Here is a 19,428-nt window from a genome sequence, read left to right as displayed (position 1 = left end):
GAACACCAGCGCACCGGCCACCGAACCGGCGGTACCGATCAGCGTCACGGCGTCCGGGCTCACGCCCAGGCGGATCAGGAACGCGGCGAACGGGGCCGCTGATCACAGAATGGGGGTCCCGTCCGCGAAGAGTGAGTGCTGATGCCCACTCACCCCGCGCACGGGAACGACTCCCGACTCTCCTTCTGGCGGCGCGTACGCGAGTACGCCGTGCCGCCCTCCATGATCGAAACCGCCACCTCCCGCCGCCTGGCCGGCGACTGGGCCGGGGCCTGCGCCGCGGCCAACGTCGAGGTCGACTTCCGCCTGCGGGACGTCGCCCGCGTCCACGGCCGGGAGCTCGCCGACCGGGTGCGGGCCGATCTCCGCTGCCTGGCACCGGAGTTGCTGCGCTGGCACCTGCCGAGGTCCGCCCCCGACGGGCTGCTGCGGCCCGGGCTCACCGTGCCACTGGCCCGCTACCCGGGCGAGCCTCCGGTCTTCCTGGTGGTCCGTACACCGCCCGGCTGGGCGGAGTACGGACAGCGGGTCGGCCTGGAGCTCTGGGACGGCTTCGGGAACGACGCCCGGTCGCCGCACCCGCATCCGCGCCCCAGTCGCCGGTTCCGCTACGACCTGCACCGGCACCTCTGGGACGCCGGGCGCAGCGCGGAGCTGGCCGTCCGGTCCGGTTCGGGCAATCCGCCGACCAGCCTTCCGGGCGAGGACGTCGGCGATCCGTCGCTGCGCTGTGCCGTCGACCGCTGGGCCGCCGAGGCCGAGCTGCTGCTGCGCGCCGACGGGCTCCCCGCCGGGCCCGTCGTGGTGCGGCTCGGACGTCGGCGACGGCTGCTGCTCCGGCCGGACGGTTCGACGGCGGAGCCCACCGGGGACACCTCGGGGCTCCCGCTGCTGCCCGACGCCGCGACCTGGGTGCCGCCCGACCTCGACCTGCTCCGCAGCGGTGCGATCGAGGCCGACCGGCTGCATCCACTGGTCGCGGCCGCGCTGGCCCCCGGGTACGTGCCCGGCCCGTCCCCGCGGACCGGCGCCCCGCCCCCGGCCGAGCGGGTGGTGGACTGCCGAGGTGCGCGGCACCGGATCGGGCTGGTCGACGGAGTGCTCGCCGCGCTCGACCACGACCCGGCGGAGCTGCGCCGCGAGGAACTGCTGACCGGCCTGTCCGGACCCCCGCTGCCCTGCCTGCGGGAGATCGACCTGGCGCACCGAAGGCCCCACCAACTGGCCGGTGTGCGCGAACGGTTGGACCACGGCGACATGGCCGGGGCGCTGGCCGCGGTCGAGGCCCTGCTCGGCCCGGAGGCGGTGCTGCGCGAGGGGCCGCTGCGGGACGAACTGGCGGCGGCCGCCGAACGACGGATCGCCTACGGCCTCTACCGCGAGGGCCTGACCGGGCCCGAGTTCATCAACTACCCGTTGCCGCGCGTCCACCAGAGCTGGCGCCCGAAGCACGCCGCCCACCGGCCGCGGCCGCGCCACGGCTCGTTCCGGGCCCACCCGCGCCTGGCCTCCCTGCGCTGACGCCGGCGCCCCGGCGGCCGGCCCCCTGCACCCGAAACCCCATCCGCACCAGGAGGTGCCCACCCATGCCCATCCGCACGCCCGAAACCGCCCACCTCGACCTCGCCGGGGTCGATGCCGCCGGCGTCGATGCCACCTTCGTCGACATCACCAGCCCCGACGTCGCCGACCCCTTCGCCGCCGACCCCGACGTCACCAGCCTCGACGTCGCCCGCCGGCTGCTCGACCTGCTGGCCGACACCGCCACCGAACCGCGCGCCGACGCCCAGCTGGAGGCACTCACCCTGGCCGTCGCCGCCGACCTGCCCGTCCTGCTCTGGGGCGAGCCCGGAATCGGCAAGACCGCCGCGCTCACCCAGCTCGCCGAAGCCCTGGAACTGCCGCTGACCACGGTCATCGCCAGCGTCCACGAGCCCTCCGACTTCTCCGGGCTGCCCATCGTCGGCGACGACCCGGCGCAGCAGGGCGTCCCGATGGCCCCGCCGGACTGGGCGGTGCGTCTGGTGCGGGCCGGGCGCGGGCTGCTGTTCCTGGACGAGCTGTCCACCGCGCCGCCCGCCGTCCAGGCCGCACTGCTCCGGCTGGTCCTGGAACGGCGCGTCGGCGCACTGCAACTCCCGCCCGGTGTACGGATCGTGGCCGCCGCCAACCCGCGCTCCTCGGCGGCCGACGGCTGGGAGCTGAGCCCGCCGCTGGCCAACCGCTTCGTCCACCTCCAGTGGGTTCACGACCACGAGGTGGTGGTGCGCGGCCTCGGCGGCGTCTGGCCGGTGGCCCCGCTGCCCCGGCTCGACCCTCGGACGCTGCCGGCGGCCGTCGCGCTGGCCCGGCGCTCGGTGTGCGGCCTGTTGGCCGCCCGCCCCGCGCTGGTGCACCGGCTGCCCACCACCGAGACCCGGCGCGGCGGTGCCTGGCCGTCCCCGCGCAGCTGGGACATGGCGCTGCGGCTGGTCGCCTTCGCGACCGCGGCCGGCTCCTCCCGGGAGGTGTTGTCGCTGCTGGTGCGCGGCGCCGTCGGCGACGGTCCGGGGCTGGAGCTGATGGCGCACATGGACCGGATGGACCTGCCGGACCCGGAGGACCTGCTCGCCGACCCGGCCGCCGCGGTGCTGCCCGAACGCGGGGACCTGCGCCAGGCGGTGCTGGACGCCGTGGTCGCGGCGGTCCGCACCCGGCCCGACCGGGCACGCTGGGACGCGGCCTGGACACTGCTCGCCCGGGCGCTGGAGACCGGCACGCCGGACCTGCTGGTCGTCCCGGCCACCACGCTGGCCTCGCTGCGCCGGGAGGACTGGGAGGTGCCGGCGGCGATCGAACGGCTCGCCCCGGCGCTGGCGGTCTCCCGCCGGGCCGACCTCGTCGGCGCCCGGAAGTCTCGGACGGTACGGCGATGAACGGCCCGGCGGGCGCGGCGCCGAACACCGCGCCGAACACCGCGCCGACGAACGCAACGTCCGCGCCGCTGGGCGTCGAGAAGCTGGACGTCGAGAAGCTGTACGCCGCCCGGCTGCACGCCGCGCGGGTCCGGCCGTACCTGGCGACGGCGCTGTTCGCGCTCCACCTGGTGGAGTCCCGACAGGTGCCGACCATGGCCGTGGACCGGCACTGGCGCTGCTACGCCTCGCCGGCCTTCGTCGCCCGCACACCCGTCGAACAGCTGGCCGGCGTCTGGGTGCACGAGGTCTCCCACCTGCTGCGCGACCACCACGGGCGCGGCGACCGGATCGCCCGGGAGCTCGGCCTGGAGGGCCCGGCCGCACGGCTGCGGGTGAACATCGCCGCCGACTGCGAGATCAACGACGACGTGTACGGGGACGGCCTGGACCGCCCGGCCGGTGCCGTCCGGCCGGGGATGCTGCTGCTGCCGGACGGACTGCTCATGGAGGAGTACCTGCGCCGGTACCACTTCCACCCGCGCAGCCTGCAGGCCGCCTGGCTGGAGTGCGGCAGCGGCGCCGACGGCCTGGACCGCCCCTGGGAGCTCGGCCCCGAGGGCGCCCACGGGCTGACCGCCCAGGAGCGCGACGCCGTCCGCTTCCGGGTCGCCGAGGGCATCCGGGCCCGCCCCGGCAACGCCCCGGCGGGCTGGAAGCGCTGGGCCGAGGAGGCGTTCCACCCGCCGCAGCCGTGGCGGCAGTTGCTGGGCGCGGCGGTGCGCTCGGCGGTCTCGGGCCCCGGCGCGGGCGAGGACTACAGCTACGGCCGCCCCGCCCGCCGCTCGGCCGGGGTGCCGGGCGTGCTGCTGCCGAGCCTGCGGCGGCGCCCACCGCGGGTCTCGGTGATCATCGACACCTCCGGCTCGGTCTCGGACGACGAGCTGGGCAGCGCACTGGTGGAGGTCACGGCGATCGGCCGGGCCGTCGGCGGCCGTCGCGACCAGGTCACCGTGGTCCCCTGCGACGCGGCCCCTCAGGCCGTCCACCAGCTCTGCCGGACCGAGGGCATCCCGCTGGTCGGCGGTGGCGGAACCGATCTGCGCACCGGCTTCAGGACGGCCCTGCGCGGCCGTCCCCGCCCGGACGTGGTGGTGGTCCTGACCGACGGCCAGACCCCGTGGCCCTCCGCCGCCCCGTCCTGCCGCACGGTGGTCGGCCTCTTCCCCAGGCCGGTCCGGTACAGCGAGAACGACCCGGAGTACCGGCCGGACGCCCCACCGGAGTGGGCCCGGGTGGTGACCATCGGCTGAGCTCCCGGTGCCGATCGGCGCACGGCGCCGCCGAGGAGTGGGCGGAGGGGCCGGACGGGAGCCGTGCGAGGATCGGTCGGGTGTGGTGGCCACGGGTCCCGCGGCCACGACAGGGCGGAAGAGACGGACGAGGAAGAGGGAAGAGGAACACCTCGGTGACCGAGACAGCAGCGGCCGGTACGGAAGGCTTCGAGGACTTCGAGGACTTCGAGCCGGACGAGCACGTACGGTTCGCCCGGTACCGCCGGGCGTTCGCGGAGGTGGCACCCGAGGAAGCGGCCGACCTCGCGGCCCGGGTGCTGACCGACCCCGAGCCCTCGATGGCGAGTTGCGCGGTCTGCGAGTACCTGAACCGGCGCGCGGCGGAACTGCTGACGGAACCGGGCTTCCCGGCCTGGCACCGGGAGCTGGCCACCGTCGTGGCGGCCGACCCCTACGCCACCCGGCGGCTGCGGGACTGGGCGCTGCTGCGGACGATCACCTTGGGCGAGCCGTGGGAGGAGTCGCAGCTGCTCGCGGCGGAGAACTGGCTCCAGGGTCGCCTCGCCGAGGAGTCGTCGGCCCCGGCCGTCCTGGACATCCTGGCCGACCGCGGCCGGACCCGGCGCACCCGCAACATCTCGGCCTCCCGCCTGCGGCACCTGCGGTAGCCGGGGGCGGAGGAGTCCGGCAGCCGGACTCCTCCGCCCCCGGCCGGGGCGTCAGCGGACCATGGCCGCCAGGACGCTGCGCCAGTCCTCGCCGGGTTCGGGGGCGAGGACGTCGGCCAGGAGGTCCGCCCGGTAGTGCCAGGGGCGGCGGAGTTCCTCGTCGGCGTCGGGGGTGGCGGTGATCGGGCTGTCGGAGCCGAGCAGGCGGACCAGCTCGGCGGTGAAGTCGGCCCAGGAGAGGTGTCCGCTCACCGCGTTGACGACCCGGCCGGCGGCGGGGTGGTCCGGGGTGAGGCAGGCGGTGAGGGCTCGGGCCAGGGCGGCGGCGTGCACCCAGGAGGCTCCGTGCCACTCCTGCGAGTCCGGCAGGCCGATCGGGCGGCCGGCCAGGGCGGCCTGGTAGAGCGGGCCGGTGGCGCCCCAGCGGAGCTGGTCGCGCAGACGGTGGTGCGGGCCCCAGACGATCGGGGCGCGGACGGCGGTGGCCCGGCCACGGCCGGCAGCGGCCTCGAAGAGGATCCGCTCGCAGTCCAGTTTGGCCTGCCCGTACGGGGTGACGGGCGCTCCGCTGCGGCCGCCCTCGGGGACCTCGGTGCCCGCCGGGCGGCCGTACGCGTCGATGCTGCTGACGAAGACGAACGGGCCGCCCCGCCAGCCGTCGACCAGGGCGCGCATCGCGGCGAGGTCGGTGGCGTGGTCGGTGAAGGTGCAGGCGGAGTGGATGACGGCGTCGACGCCCTCGACGGCCCGGCGCAGGCTGTCGAGGTCGCCGAGGTCGCCTTCCGCCACCTCGGCGCCGGTCAGCGCGGGCAGGTGCGCGGACTCCGGCCGGACCAGGACCCGGACCGGCCGCCCCTGGGCGATCAGCTCCTGGAGCACGGCCGCGCCGACCCCTCCGGTGGCGCCGGTGAGCAGGACGGTGCCGGTGCGGGCGCCGGCGGTCCGCGCTCGGGCCCCGGTGTGCTGCGGTCGGGCGCCGGTGTGCTGCGGTCGGGCGCCGGCCTGGGCGAGGGCGGCGCGGCGTTCCTCCGCGCGGGTGGCGAGCAGGGCGGCGAGGGCGCGCGGGGTACGCCGCTCCAGGATGTCGAGGCCGGTGAGCGGCAGCCCGGTGCGGGTGCGCAGACGTTCGGCGAGCTGGACGGCGACCAGGGAGTGACCGCCGAGGGCGAAGAAGTCGCCGTCGGCGGGCGGGGTCGCGCCCAGGAGCTCACCGTAGGCCTGCCGCACGACGTCCAGCGGGCCTTCCGCCAACGTTCCTTCCGCCAGCGGGCCTTGGGCGTGCGGGGCGGCGCCGGGCAGCCGGTCGCGGTCCAGGGTGCCGTCGGGGTGCCGGGGCAGCCGGTCCACCAGGGTGACCGCGAGCGGCAGTTCGGCGGCCGGCAGGCGCCCGCGCAGGGCGGCCCGCAGGGCGCTGCCGCTCGGCGTGACCGGCCCGCGCACCACCGCGTAGGCGAGCGGCGGGCCGTCGGGGTTCTCGACCACGGCCGCCTCGGCCACCGTCGGCTCGGCGGACAGGGCTGCCACCACCGGGTGTTCGGCGGCGGCCAGCCGCTCGCCGGGCAGTGCGGACAGCGGCAGGTCCGGGTCGCCGGCCACCGCAGTGAGCACCGCGGCGAAGGCGTCGGCGAGCCGGGCGGCGACGGTCCCGTCCACCGCGTCCCGGTCGTGCTGGACCAGAACGCGCGGCCGCGGGCCGTCCTCCACGAGCAGGGCGAGACCGAACTTGGCCAGCCCCAGGTCGAGATCGACGTTCTCGGCTTCGAGGCCCGGCAGCGCCAGCGGTTCGACGGCCTGGACCAGGTCGCAACTGACCGAGAGCAGCGGGGTGCCGTCCACGCCGCGCGAGGCCGCGCCGAGCCGTTCGACCACGAGGTCGAACGGCACCTCGTGGTGCTGCTGGGCGTCGAGCAGGGCGGTGCGGACCAGAGCGAGCAGCTCGGCGAACGATGCGTCTCCGGACGGATTCGCGCGCACGGCCAGGGTGTTGACCGCGAGGCCGACGGTCCGGCGGAACTCGGGCCGGGCGCGGTGGCCGCTCGCGCAGCCGAGGACCAGGTCGCCCTGCCCCGAAGCGGTGCGCAGCGCGGCGAACGCGGCGGCCAGCACGACGGTGAACAGCGTGGCGCCGCGCCGGCCGCCGAGGCCGCGCAGCCCCGCCATGACAGCCGGGTCCAACGGCGCCGCGTGCAGGACGGCGCGGCGCTCGCGGGCGCCGGGTGGCACGGGCCGCAGCAGCGACAGCGGCCGGGCACCGGACAGGCCGGCCGCAAGGATGTCGGCGGCGGCCGTCAGTTCGGCCTCCCGGGCGCGCTCCTGGCGGGCGTAGTCCGCGTACGAGGGGGCCGGTGGCGGGAGTTGGCTCGGAACGCCGTCCCGCGCCGCGCGGTAAAGGGCGCCGAGTTCCGACGCGAGGAAGGGCAGCGAGCCGCCGTCCACGGCGATGTGATGGACGGTCAGCAGCAGCGTGTGGTCCTCGGGCCCGTGCCGCAGCAGCACGGCACGCAGCACCGGGCCGGTGGCGAGGTCGAACGGGCGGGCGGCCTCGGCGGCGAGCTGCTCCGGGCCGGTGGCGTCCAGCACGGGCAGCGGCACCGGCGCGACCGGGTCGATCCGCTGGTACGGCTGGTCACCCCGGCGCGGGTAGCCGGTCCGCAGGACGGCGTGCCGTTCGGTCAGGCCGGTGAGCGCGGTGGCGAGGGCCGCCCGGTCGAGCGGACCGCGCAGCCGGGTGGCGAGCGGCACGTTGTAGAGCGCTCCGCCCTGGCCGAGGTGGTCCATCAGCCACATGCGCTGCTGGGCGTGCGAGAGCGGCGCGGGGCCGGTGGCCTCGGCGGGGCGGGCCTCCGGCGCGGGCGTGACGGCAGCGGCGGTGGCGGTGGCGGCCGCAACGGTCGCGCCGGTAACGGCGGCGCGGCGGTTGCGGGCGCGGCGCAGCAGGTCGGTCTGGTCGACGGTGCTCATCGGTCGGCTCCGGGGGTGTCGTCGGCGGCTCGCAGGGCGCGCTCCAGCAGCTCGGCCTGGGCGGCGACGGTCGGGTGGTCGAGGAAGTCGGCGAGCGACAGCTCGGCCCCGAGGTCCTCGCGCAGGTCGTCCACCACCCACATGGCGAGCAGCGAGTGCCCGCCCTCGGCGAGGAAGTCGGCGGACGGGTCGGTGATCGGGCGTTCCAGGGCACGGCTCCACGCCTCGGCGACGACCTGCTCGATCGGGCCGAGCCCGGCGTCCGCGGACGGCCGCGGCTCGGCCTGCCCGTCGGCGGACGGCCTTGCCTCGGCCGGTTCGTCGGCGGCCAGCGCCCGCCGGTCCACCTTTCCGCTGCCGGTCAGCGGCAGCGCGGCGAGCACCGTCCAGGCGGTGGGCACCAGGTGGGCGGGCAACCGCTCGGCCAGCCGGGCCCGCAGCGCCTCGACGGCCGGGCGGGCGCCCTCGGCGAACACCAGGCAGGCGGTGAGCGCGGCATCGGCCTGCCCGGCCCGGCGGACCACGACCGCCGCCTCGGCGATCTCGGGCAGCTGGAGCAGCGCGTGCTCGACCTCGCCGGGTTCGATCCGGAAGCCGCGCACCTTGACCTGGTCGTCGGTACGCCCGTGGAACTCCAGGGCGCCGTCCGGCCGTTGGGCGACCCGGTCGCCGCTGCGATAGGCACGCCCGATGCCGGGCAGTTCGCGGAAGCGATCGGCGGTCAGCTCCGGCCGATCGAGGTAGCCGAGGGCCAGCCGGTCGCCGGCGATCCACAGTTCGCCGACGGTGCCCGGATCCACCGGCGCGAACCGCTCGTCCAGGACGTGCGCCCGGGCGCCGCCGAAGGCCCGGCCGATCGGCACGGAGCCGGCGCAGTCCGCCCGGGTGACCGGGTGCAGGGTGGTGAAGGTGGTGGCCTCCGTCGGCCCGTACACGTTGACCAGTTCGAGCCACGGGAAGGCCCGCAGCACGGCGCCCGCGTGCTCGGAGGAGATCGCCTCGCCGCCGACGAGCAGGGTGCGCAGCACGCCGAAGACCCGGGACCGCCGTGCCGCGAGGTGGTGGAAGAGCGCCGTGGTGAGGAAGACCGTGGTGACGCCGAAGCTCTCGACGTCGCGGACCAGGTCCTCGGCGCTGGGCCGCTCGCTCGGGGAGACGGCCACGGCGGCGCCGCGGGCGAGCGGGGCCCACAGTTCGAAGGTGGCGGCGTCGAAGGAGACGGTGGAGTGGAAGAGCACCCGGTCGCGGGGGCCGAGGACGATCGATTCCTCGGCGGTGGCCAGGTCGGCGACGGCACTGTGCGGGACGAGGACGCCTTTGGGGCGGCCGGTGGAGCCGGAGGTGTAGAAGAGCAGGGCGGGCACGGCCGGGTCGGCGGCGTCGGGCGCCGTGCTGTCGCCGGCCTCGGTGCCGCGCTCGGTCAGCACCAGGGCGCGCTCCTCGGGGAGCCCGGCCTCGGCGAGCAGCCCCTTGTCGCCGAGGACGAGCCGGACGTCCGCGTCGGCGATCATTTCGGCGATCCGCGGGCGCGGGTAGGCCGGGTCGATCGGGACGACCAGGGCCCCGGCCCGCCAGGCGGCGAGCTGGGCGACGACGAACCGGGTCGAGCGGGCGCACAGCAGGGCGACGGCGCTGCCGGGGCCGATTCCCCGGGCCGCCAGGACGGCGGCCAACCGGCCTGCCGCGTCGACGAGTTCGCGGTAGGTGAGGACGGTGGATCCGTCGGTCACGGCGAGGGCGTCGGGTCGACGCTCGGCCTGACGGGCGATGAGGGTGGGCAGGGTGGGCCGCACGGGCGGGGTCTCGGCGGACCGGTCGAACGGGGCCGCGGAGCTCGCCGAGCTCGCGGGGTTCCCGGTGGTCGCGGGGTGTGCGGGGCTCGCGGTGGTCCTGGTGGTCATGGGTGGTTCCCTTCCGGGCGCCCCGGCCGGGTGGGCCGGGGCGCCCTGCTGAGGAGGTTCGGGCGGGGTCAGGCGGTCGCGGCCGAATCGGCCACCCGCTCCTCGACCAGCCGGGCGACGGCCCGCAGGTCGGGCTGGCGCAGCACCAGGGGGGCGCGCAGCCGTACGCCGTACTCGTTCTCCAGGGCCTCCAGCAGTCTCGCCGCGGCGAGCGAATTGCCGCCCGACGCCAGGAAGTTGTCGTTCAGACCGAGGTCGGCGCGGCCGATCAGCTCGCGGCAGAGCTTCAGCACGGTGCGCTCGACCGGGGTGCCGCCCTCGTCCGCCAGCGCCTCCTCCTGCGGCTCGGCGGCCGCCGCGTCGGCCAGCAGGGCCTGGCGGTCCACCTTGCCGTTGGCGTCCAGCGGGAAGCGCTCCACCAGCCGGACGACAGCGGGGACGGCCTGCTCGGGCAGCCACGGGCGGACGGCGTCGAGCAGCGCCGCGGGGTCGGCGCCCGCCTCGGCCCGGACGAAGGCGAGCAGCCGGGCCCCGCCGGTCGGCGCCTGTTCGGCGGCGACCACCGCCCGGTGCACCTGCGGGTCGCGTTCGAACGCGGCCTCGACCTCGGCGGGTTCGATCCGCACCCCGCTGACCTTGACCTGGTCGTCGAGGCGGCCGTGGAACTCCAGCACTCCGTCCGGCCGCATGACCACCCGGTCGCCGGTGCGGTAGACCCGGTCGGTACCCGTCACGCCGGCGGGGGCGTCGACGAAGCGGCGGGCGGTCAGCTCGGGGTCGAGGTACCCGGCGGCCAGGCCCCGGCCGCCGATCCGCAGCTCGCCGGCCGTACCGCGCGGAACCGGGCGGCCGTCCTCGTCGGTGACCAGGAGGACGACGCCGTCGATCGGCAGGCCGATCGGCGGGGCGCCGGCGCCGTGGTCGCCGCCGGGGGCCATGGTGTGGACGGTGGTGGTGACGGTGGCTTCGGCGGGGCCGTACGCGTTGTGGACGGTCGCGGTGACGTCGGGCCCGGGGGTGCGGCGCAGCCGGTCGCCGCCGATCACCAGGTGGCGCAGCGCCAGCCCGGCGGGCCAGGGCCGGCCGAGGACCGGCTCGGCCAGCGGGGTGGGCAGGATGGACGCGGTCACGCCGGCTTCACGCCACCAGTCGGTGAGCGCGCCGGTGTCCCAGCGGACCGCCTCGGGGGCGACGACCAGGGCCGCGCCGGAGGTGAGGCCGGCCCACAGCTCCTGCACGTGCGGGTCGAAGGCGACGCCGATCAGCAGGCTGTGCCGCTCCCCCGGGCCGAGGCCGGTCAGTTCGCGGTACCACTGCAGCAGCGCGCCGAGCGCGGGCTCGGTGACGGCGACGGCCTTGGGGGTGCCGGTGGAGCCGGAGGTGAGCACCGCGTAGTGGGTGCCGGCCGGGACGCGCACCTGCTCGCCGGAGGTCAGGGCGGCCACCACACCGGCGGTGGGCAGGTCCAGCGGCAGCCGCTCGCCGCCGGGCGGCAGCAGGTCCGGCTCGCCGACCAGGCAGGCCGGGCGCAGCTGCTCGGCGACGGCGCGCAGCCGGCGCTCGCCGGGGCGCGGGCCGAGCGGCAGGTGGACGGCGCCGAGCTTGGCGGCGGCCAGGGTGACGGCGACCAGCGAGACCGAGTGGCCGAGGCAGACGCCGAGCAGGTCGCCCGGGCCGACCTTGCCGCGCAGGGCCTCGGCCACGGAGTCGGCGAGGCGGTCGAGTTCGGCGTAGCTGTGGACCTGCTCGCCGTCGATCAGGGCGGGGGCGTCGGGAGTGCGGCGCACCCAGGTGGTGAACAGGTCGAGCACCGCGCCGTCCTGGTGCGGACGGCCGTAGCCGATGCTCGGGGCGTCCGTGGTCCGGACGTCCGTGTTCGCGGCGTCCGCGATCCGGACGTCCGTGCTCCGGGCGTCCGTGCTCCGGGCGTCCGTGTCGAGGTGTTCCATCATCATCTCCAGAATCCAGAAAGGTGACGCAGCGTCAGTTCAGGCCCATGGAACGGGCGATGATCACCTTCTGGACCTCCGAGGTCCCCTCGATGATCGTGGTCATCCGGACGTAGCGGTACAGGAACTCCAGCGGGTGCCCGCGCACCCAGCCGGTGGCTCCGTGCACCTGGAGCGAGCGGTCCACGGCGCGCACGGCGGTCTCGGAGGCGGTGAGCTTGGCGAGCGCCGCGTTCTCGGGCGACTCGGTGCCCTCGTCGACCAGCCGGGCGCAGGCGAGGGTGAGCAGCTTGGAGGCCTCGACCTCGGCCCGGGTGGCGACCAGGTGCTCCTGGACGTGCTGGTACTCGCCGATCACCCGGCCGAAGGCCCGGCGGTCCCTGGCGTACTCGACGCCGATCCGCAGCGCGTGCTCGGCGATCCCGTTGCACATCGCGGCGACCACCAGGCGGCCGCGCGAGAGGCTGTCGATGGCAAGGGCAGTGGCCGCGCCGACGCCCTCCTCGCCGCCGATCACGGCCTCCGGGCCGACGGTGACCCCGTCCAGCAGCAGCTCGAACAGCGGCTCGCCGGACATCCCCTCGTAGCGCTGGCCGATCCGCAGCCCGGGCTGGTCCATCGGCAGCACGAAGGCGGTGGCGCCGGCCGTGGGGCCGGCCCCGTCGCCGAGGTCGGTGGCGGCGACGACCAGCGCGATCCCTGCGTGCTCGGCGTTGCTGACGAAGGTCTTGCGGCCGTTCAGCACCCAGTCGTCGCCGGTGCGCACGGCGGTGGTGGTGAGGTGGAACGCGTCGGAGCCGGCGTGCGGTTCGGTGAGGGCGAGGCAGCGGGTCTGCTCGCCGCGCACCAGCGGGACGAGGTGGCGCTCGACCTGCTCGGGGGTGCCGTGCCGCAGCAGCGGGCTGGGCCCGTCGGAGCCGGCCAGCGCGTACGGGGCGAGCACGCAGCCGCTGCGCCCGGCGGCGTGGTGCAGCAGGACGACGGCGGTGAACGGCATGTCGGCGCCGCCGAGTTCCTCGGGGTAGTCGCCCGCGTAGAAGCCCAGGGCGGCGGAGCGCTTGCGGACGTAGGTCCGCAGGTCGGCCGGGACCTGGTCGGCGGTCTCGGGCAACTCGGCGGCCAGCGGGACGAGTTCGCGGCGCACGAAGCTCTCGAAGGCCTCGACGAGTTCGCGGTGGCCGGACTCCAGGACGGCGGAGGGAGACGTCACTTGGCACCACCGGAGGTGAGGGCGCGGGCCTGGTCGGCCAGCACGGCGTGGCGGAACAGGGTGCGCAGCGGCGGCCGGCTGCCGAGGTGCGGCTCCAGGAACGCGGCCAGCTGGGCGGCGAGCAGCGAGTGGCCGCCGACCTCGAAGAAGTGCGAGTCCGCGGTGAAGCGGTCGTGGCCGAGCACCTCGCGCCAGGCGGCGGCGATCAGCCGCTGGCCGGGGTCGGTGAACTCGCTCGGCTCGCTCTCCTCCGCCTCCGGGGCATCGGCCACCAGGCGGGCGAGGGCGACGCGGTCGGGCTTGCCGCCGGGCAGGGTCGGCATCGCGGCGACGGCCGTCCAGCTCGCCGGGACGAGTCCGCCGGGCAGCCGGCGGGCGAGCGCCTCGTGCAGGGCGGCCTGGTCGGGGCGGTCGGCACCCTCCAGGAAGCCGACCAGGCGCGGGCCGGTCTGCGGGTCGGTGTTCAGCAGTACCGCACAGGAGCGGCCGCCGAGTTCGGCGGAGGCGGCGGCCTCGATCTCCTCCAGCTCGATCCGGTGGCCGCGCAGCTTGACCTGGTTGTCGGCGCGGCCGAGGAAGCGCAGCCGCCCGTCCAGGTCGCGGTAACCGCGGTCGCCGGTGCGGTAGACGCGGGCGTCACCGAGCGCGGGGACGGTGGTGAAGCGGGCCGCGGTGGGCTCCGGGAGCCCCAGGTAGCCCTCGGCCAACAGGGGCCCGCCGACGGCGAGTTCCCCGACGCAGCCGGGGGCGAGCGGGCGCAGGGTGTCGTCCAGGACGTGGATGCGGACCCCGTCGAGTTCGGCGCCGAGCGGGATCTCGCCGTCCTCCGCGACGTCGGCGGCGGTCACCTCGTACACGGTGGAGGTGACGGTGGCCTCGGTGACGCCGTATGCGTTCAGCACGGTGGTGGCCTCGGTCAGGCCGGCCAGCGCCCGGGCGGGCAGCCGCTCGCCGCCGAGCACCAGCAGGCGGGGCGCCCAGCGGCCGTCGCGCAGCGCCTCGCCCAGGTCCTCGCGGACGGCGAGCAGGTAGCTGGTGGGCAGGTTGGCGACGGTGACGCCGCGGGCGGCCAGCACGGCCACCAGCTCGGGCCCGGTGGGCACCTCGCGCTGCGGCACGACGAGGGCCGCGCCGACCGCGAGGGCGGGCAGCACCTCCTCCAGGGCCACGTCGAAGGACGGCCGGGCGAACAGCAGCACCCGGTCGGTGGAGGTGAGCCGGTAGCGGTCGGCGATCGTGGTGACGTACCCGGCGAGGGCCTCGCGGCCGACCAGGACGGGCTTGGGCACGCCGGTGGAGCCGGAGGTGTGGATCACGTAGGCCGCGCCGTCGAGCACGGCGGCGGGCTCGGCCTTCGGGAAGGCGGGGCCGTCCAGCAGGGCCGGGGTGACACCCTCGGCGGGCAGCGCCAGCGCGCTCTGCCGGGTGGCGAGGACGAGCGCCGGGCTCAGCCGCTCCAGCAGCAGCCCGAGCCGGGCGGCCGGGTCCTCGGTGGACAGCGGCGCGTACACGGCTCCGTACCGCAGGCAGGCGAGCAGGGCGACCACGCTGTCGGCGCCGCGCGGCAGCACGGTGGCCACCGGCTGCCCGGGGACGACTCCGGCGACGCGCAGCCGCTCGACCAACTCGGTGACCCGGCGGTCGAGTTCGCCGTAGCCGATCCGCTCGGTGCCGGCCAGCAGGGCCAGCGCGGTCGGGTCGTGGGCGGCGGCCGGGTCCAGTGCGGCCGGAGTGGCCGGGGTGGCCGGAGTGGCCGGGGCGACCGCGGCGGCCTGCGCCGCCTCGGGCGCGGGGGCCAGGTCGGCGATCGGCACCTGCGGGCGGTCCAGGTAGCAGCGCAGCAGCTCCAGCAGCCGCTCGGACAGCAGCACCGCCTCGGACTCGCGGAAGAGGTCGGCGTCGTAGTCCCAGACCAGGGTCATCCCGGCGGCGCCGTGCTTCTCGCCGACCACCCGGCGGTCGTCGGGCAGCAGCACCAGGTCGAGGTCGAATCGGGTGGTGCCGGTGTTGAAGCCCTCGTACAGCGAGACCTCCAGCCCGGGCGCCTGGACGTCGGGCAGCGCCGCGTCGTGCGCGCTGAACATCACGTTGAACAGCGGGTTGTCGGCGCCGGTGGTGTGCAGTCCGAGCCGGCGGGTCAGCTCCTGGACCGGCAGGTCCTGGTACGGCAGGGCGCGCAGCAGGACGTCGGTCACCTCGTCCACGGCCTCGGTGCCGGGGGCCGTCGGATCGAGCCGCAGGCGCAGCGGCACGGTGTTGACGAACATGCCGACGGTGCCCTCGAAGCCCTCCGGGCGGTTGCCGACGGCGGTGCCGACCACCAGCTCGCGGTGGCCGCTGTGCCGGCGCAGCAGCTCGGCGAACAGGGCGAGCAGGGTACTGAACGGGGTGTGGCCGTCCGCCTTGCTGCGCTCGCGCAGCCGCTCGGCCAGGTCGGCGCCGATCGACTGGCGCAACTGGCCGCCGCGGTGGCGCCGTTCGGCGCCCGGACGGGCCAGCCCGGGCAGGGTGACCTCGCGCGGCGCGTCGGCCAGCTCCTTGCTCCAGAAGTCGAGTGCGCGCTCCCGGGGGAGGTCGGCGGCGGTGCGGGCGTGGTCCTCGTACGAGGGGGCGGTGGGCAGCTCGTACGGCTCGCCGAGGACGGTGGCGCGGTAGACGGTGAACAGGTCGCGCAGCAGGATCGCGAAGGAGTGACCGTCGTGGACGAGGTGGTGCTCGACGTGGATCAGCCGGTGGTGGTCCTCGCCGAGCCGGACCAGGTGCCAGCGCAGCACCGGCGCGCGCTCGGTGTCCAGTGGCTCCTCGGCCTCGGCGGCGAGCAGCCGGCGGAAGGCGGCCTCCGGGTCCGGCTCGGCGGCGAAGTCGCTGTGGCGCAGCTCCGGTTCGCAGCCGTCGGCGACCCGCTGGCCGGGCAGCCCCTCCGACCTGGGCACCAACTCCAGCCGCAGGCCGGGGTGGTGGGCCAGCACGGCGGCCAGGCCGGCGTGCAGCGCGTCCCGGTCGAGGGTGCCCCACAGGTCGAGGACGGCGGTGAAGTTGTAGGCGCGGCTGCCCGGCAGCATCTGCTCGTGCAGCCAGACGATCTCCTGCGAGGGAGAGAGTGCGAACATGGTCGATTCCCTTGTGTGGTGGGCTTGTCGGCACTGCTGTGGCCGGGAGCGGGCGTGGGGTGTTCCCGCGCCGGCCGGCGGGCCGGGCCGCACCGGGGTGAGGTGCGGCCGGGCCCGGAGGTCCCGTCGGGCGGCGTGTCGGACGCGCGTGGACGGGTGTGGTGGATTCGTCGTGACGGATCGGTCGTGGCGGTTCGGGGCCCGCGGGTGGGGCATGCGGGCGCGCGGTCAGGTGAGCTCGGCCAGGTGAGTTCGGTCCGGTGGGCTCGGCCTGGTGGGCGTGGTCAGGCCTGCGGGGCCGGGATCGGCCGGGTGTGCAGGTGGTGTCGCAGCACGGCGAGCAGTTCACCGAAGGCGGCCCTGGCGTCGGCCTCGGGGAAGCGGTCGCGGTCCCAGGCCAGGCGGATCAGCAGGTCGTCGCCGTGCGAGGCGGAGACGGCCAGCGGTGCGGCGAGCGGGCGCCCGTCCAGGTGGATCTCCCGGCCGGGGACGCCGCCGAGCACCAGCGGTGGGCGGCGGTGCAGGTCCTCCATGGTGAGCAGGGCGTCCAGGGCTCCCGACCACGGGGCCCCGGCGGTGCGGGCTGCGCGGACCACCTCGTCGAAGGGGGTGCCGGCGTGGTCGAGGTCGTCCCACCAGGCGTCCGCGAGGGCGTCCAGGTCCGCGGCCGGGCCCGAAGTCGCCGGGTGCACCAGGGTGTTGAGGAAGCAGCCGAGCGCCGCGGGTGCGTCCGCCGGCCGTCCGCCCCACGGATAGCCGAGCGCGAGCGGCGCTCCACCGGTATCCGGCCGGGCGGTTCCCGCTGCCCGGTGCAGCCGGTGCAGAGCCGAGCCGACCGCGTCCAGCAGGGACGGGAAGACGGCGCCGCGGGCGGCGCCCTCGGCGGCGGGCAGCCGCTCGGTGAGCATGCCGGTGGACGTCGCCGTGCCGCCGCCCGCCCCGGTCAGACCGCCCAGCCGGCGGCCCCAGTGAGCCTGGGCGGCCGGGCCGCCGGCGGTGTCCTCGGCGGCGAGCTGCAGTTCGACGGCCTGCCGGTAGTCGGCCAGCGCCCGGGGGGCGGGCCCGTCCGCCGGCGGCTCGTCCTGCTCGTACGCGGCGCTCAGTTCGGCGGTCAGCACGCCGAGCGACTGCTCGTCGCAGGCAGCGTGGTCCAGTGCGACGGCGAGCAGTTCCTCGTCCCCGTCCGGGTCCGCGGCCACCAGCAGGCGCAGCGCGGGTCCGTCGGCGGGCCAGTCCAGCAGGGCCTCGCGCAGCGCGGCCCGGGCGGCGCCGCCGGGGGCGACGGCGATCCGGGCGGCCTCGGCCGAGGGCCCGCCGGTGCGCAGCACGGGTGTGCCGCGCACGGTCGCGAATCCGCCGCACAGCGCCGGGTGGTGGGCGGCCACCGCGGCCGCGGCACGGGCCAGCCGGCCCAGGTCGAGGGTGCCGCGCGGGTAGGCGAAGAACAGCGGGACGACATCGGTGCGGCTCTGCGGCGTGAGCCGGCGGGTGATCAGGAAGCGCCGCTGGGCGCCGGTCAGCGGGAGCAGCTCCACCGGGGATTCGGCGGCGGCGGAGCGGTACCGGGCGAGGTAGGCGGCGGTGATGCTGGCGTGCACGGGAACGGTCTCCGGTTTCCGGTCGCGGCTCGGGTCGGGGATCGGTCAGGGGATCGGCCGGGCCTTGCTGAGGCCCGGTGGTGCGGGGATCGGGTGCGGGGAGGAGGGCGGGAAGCAGGGGCGGGGATCGGGTGGGAGCTACGGGCGGGCGGGCCGGTCAGGACGCGCCGGGGCTCACGGCGCTCTCCTCGTCGGCGGTGTCCTCGGCGCCCGCACCCTCGTCCTGCCCGGCCGTACGGTCGGGGGCCGCCGGCAGCTCGCGCATCCGCCGCAGCGGGGAGAGCAGCAGCGGCAGCGGCACCAGCAGGAAGCCGACGGCGCAGAGCCAGAGCGCGGTGCGCGGCCCGGCCGCGTCGGCGACCAGACCGCCGATCAGCGCGCCGATCGGCAGGGTGCCCCACACCAGGAAGCGCATGGTGGCGTTCATCCGGCCGAGCAGCTCCGGCGGGCAGACGCTCTGCCGGAAGCTCACCTGGGCGACGTTGTAGGCCACCGCGCCGAACAGCACCACCCCGGAGGCCAGGCCGAACAGCACCACGCCCGCGCCCCCGCCGGACAGCGGCCAGAGCAGCGCGAACGGTGCCGTGACGACCGTGGACAGCCAGATCAGCCGGGCCTGTCCGATCCACCGGGCGAGCTGCCCGGCGCACAGCGCGCCGGCCAGTCCGCCGATGGCGGAGACCGACAGCAGCACGCCGATGGCGCCGGGCGACAGGTCGAGCACCCGCACCCAGAACACCGTCTGCACGGCGGCCAGCACGGCGGAGAACAGGTTGGACGTGGCGGTGGCGGTCGCGATCGCCCGCAGCAGCGGGTGACCGAGCACGAACCGCACGCCCTCCCCGACCTCGGCGCGCAGCGAGCGCCCCGGCTCGGGTTCGGGCCGCGGCTCCTCCACCTTGATCCGGCCGAGCAGCAGCGCGGAGGCGAGGTACCCACAGGCGTCGGCCACGATGGCGATCGGCGCCCCGAGCAGCTGGACCAGCCCGCCGCCGAGGCCCGGCCCGGCGATCTGCGCCGAGGACCGGACCGTCTCCAGGGCCCCGTTGCCGCCGACCAGTTGCTCGCGCGGCAGGACGGCGGGCAGGAAGGACTGGTGGGCGACGTCGAAGAACACCGTCGCCACCCCGGTGACCAGGGCCACCAGGTAGAGCTGCGGCATGGTCAGCACCCCGAACGCGGCGGCCGGCGGGATCGACCCCACGGCCAGGCACCGCACCACGTCGGCCCTGATCAGCACCGGCAGCTTGCGCATCCGGTCCAGCCAGGCGCCCGCCGGGAGGCCGACGAGCAGGAAGGCGGCGGTCTCGGCGGCGGTCAGCAGACCGACCTCGAACGGCGTGGCGTCGAGCACCATCACGGCCACCAAGGGAAGGGCGACCAGGGTGACCTGACTGCCCGTCTGGGCCGCCGCGGCTCCGGTCAGCAGGAGCCGGAAATCGCGGTGGCCGAGCAGACGGGCCTGGCGGGGTCTGGGCTTCTCGTTCATCAGTGCGACTCTCGGTCACCTCTTCGACACGGGGCAACCACCAGGTTCGTTTCCGGACGAACCGGAGGTCGGCCGAATCCCGCCACTCCCCGGGCCGGCCCTTGCGCGCTCCTTACGGCGGCTTCCCCTGCCGCCGCGCCGCCCGCGGCGCCCGTCGACCTTGGGGGCACGGGCCGACGGGCACCCTGATCACCTCCGGACTCTCCCGTCCAGATCCATGTCCGGTATCCGGACGCTGCCTTTCCAGCCACCGGACGATCGCGCTCAACTTGGCCGGATTCCATGGAGTGTGGTCCGACCGTCACCTCATCGTGATATCCGCGTGACCGTAGCGAGCCGTAAACGGGGTGACC

Annotated in this window: 11 protein-coding genes and 1 pseudogene; 4 read left to right on the top strand and 8 right to left on the bottom strand. The window is 76.3% G+C overall.

Going from position 1 to position 19,428, the window contains the following annotated elements; translation table 11 throughout:
- Nucleotides 1-78, bottom strand: a pseudogene (locus ABZ449_RS13245) (CDP-alcohol phosphatidyltransferase family protein); the annotation flags it as partial.
- 63 nt (nt 79-141) lie between these two features.
- On the opposite strand from ABZ449_RS13245, the gene ABZ449_RS13240 reads away from it, so the two are divergent.
- From ABZ449_RS13240 to ABZ449_RS13225, 4 genes are all read left to right on the top strand, one after another.
- Nucleotides 142-1,521, top strand: a complete 1,380-nt coding sequence (locus tag ABZ449_RS13240; RefSeq protein ID WP_360344869.1) for a hypothetical protein — start codon at nt 142-144, stop codon at nt 1,519-1,521.
- A 65-nt stretch (nt 1,522-1,586) separates the two neighbouring features.
- The gene (locus ABZ449_RS13235) at nt 1,587-2,915 is read left to right on the top strand and encodes a MoxR family ATPase (protein ID WP_360344867.1); all 1,329 of its coding nucleotides are present in this window, start codon (nt 1,587-1,589) and stop codon (nt 2,913-2,915) included.
- Entirely contained in the window at nt 2,912-4,207 is a 1,296-nt protein-coding gene (locus ABZ449_RS13230) for a VWA-like domain-containing protein (protein ID WP_360344865.1), read from the top strand. The genes ABZ449_RS13235 and ABZ449_RS13230 overlap by 4 nt, the downstream gene beginning before the upstream one ends.
- Nucleotides 4,208-4,362: 155 nt before the next feature.
- On the top strand, nt 4,363-4,857 hold the full coding sequence (locus ABZ449_RS13225) for a hypothetical protein (RefSeq protein WP_360344864.1): 495 nt from the start codon (nt 4,363-4,365) through the stop codon (nt 4,855-4,857).
- 51 nt (nt 4,858-4,908) lie between these two features.
- Here the strand turns inward: ABZ449_RS13225 and ABZ449_RS13220 are convergent, their stop codons facing one another.
- From ABZ449_RS13220 to ABZ449_RS13190, 7 genes are all read right to left on the bottom strand, one after another.
- A complete protein-coding gene (locus tag ABZ449_RS13220) occupies nt 4,909-7,818 on the bottom strand; it encodes a condensation domain-containing protein (RefSeq protein ID WP_360344862.1) in 2,910 nt (969 codons plus the stop codon).
- Nucleotides 7,815-9,719: a non-ribosomal peptide synthetase gene (locus ABZ449_RS13215; protein ID WP_360344860.1), complete on the bottom strand. Its 1,905-nt coding sequence runs from the start codon at nt 9,717-9,719 to the stop codon at nt 7,815-7,817. The genes ABZ449_RS13220 and ABZ449_RS13215 overlap by 4 nt, the downstream gene beginning before the upstream one ends.
- A 68-nt stretch (nt 9,720-9,787) precedes the next feature.
- Nucleotides 9,788-11,674 (bottom strand): amino acid adenylation domain-containing protein, encoded by a 1,887-nt coding sequence (locus ABZ449_RS13210; protein WP_360344858.1) that lies wholly within the window; start codon nt 11,672-11,674, stop codon nt 9,788-9,790.
- Between the two features lie 28 nt (nt 11,675-11,702).
- A complete protein-coding gene (locus ABZ449_RS13205) occupies nt 11,703-12,878 on the bottom strand; it encodes an acyl-CoA dehydrogenase family protein (RefSeq protein ID WP_360344856.1) in 1,176 nt (391 codons plus the stop codon).
- Nucleotides 12,875-15,988: an amino acid adenylation domain-containing protein gene (locus tag ABZ449_RS13200; RefSeq protein WP_360344854.1), complete on the bottom strand. Its 3,114-nt coding sequence runs from the start codon at nt 15,986-15,988 to the stop codon at nt 12,875-12,877. The genes ABZ449_RS13205 and ABZ449_RS13200 overlap by 4 nt, the downstream gene beginning before the upstream one ends.
- A 284-nt stretch (nt 15,989-16,272) precedes the next feature.
- Nucleotides 16,273-17,586 carry a non-ribosomal peptide synthetase gene (locus tag ABZ449_RS13195; protein ID WP_360344852.1) on the bottom strand — a complete coding sequence of 438 codons (1,314 nt, stop codon included), beginning with the start codon at nt 17,584-17,586 and terminating at the stop codon, nt 16,273-16,275.
- Nucleotides 17,587-17,743: 157 nt separating this feature from the next.
- The gene (locus ABZ449_RS13190) at nt 17,744-19,075 is read right to left on the bottom strand and encodes an MFS transporter (RefSeq protein WP_360344850.1); all 1,332 of its coding nucleotides are present in this window, start codon (nt 19,073-19,075) and stop codon (nt 17,744-17,746) included.
- Nucleotides 19,076-19,428: the final 353 nt, after the last annotated feature.

Origin of the sequence: Kitasatospora sp. NPDC005856 (genome assembly GCF_040629945.1) — a bacterium.
Classification (GTDB): domain Bacteria; phylum Actinomycetota; class Actinomycetes; order Streptomycetales; family Streptomycetaceae; genus Kitasatospora.
Note: the sequence above shows the minus strand (reverse complement) of the source record. Positions and strands in the feature narration are given on the sequence as shown.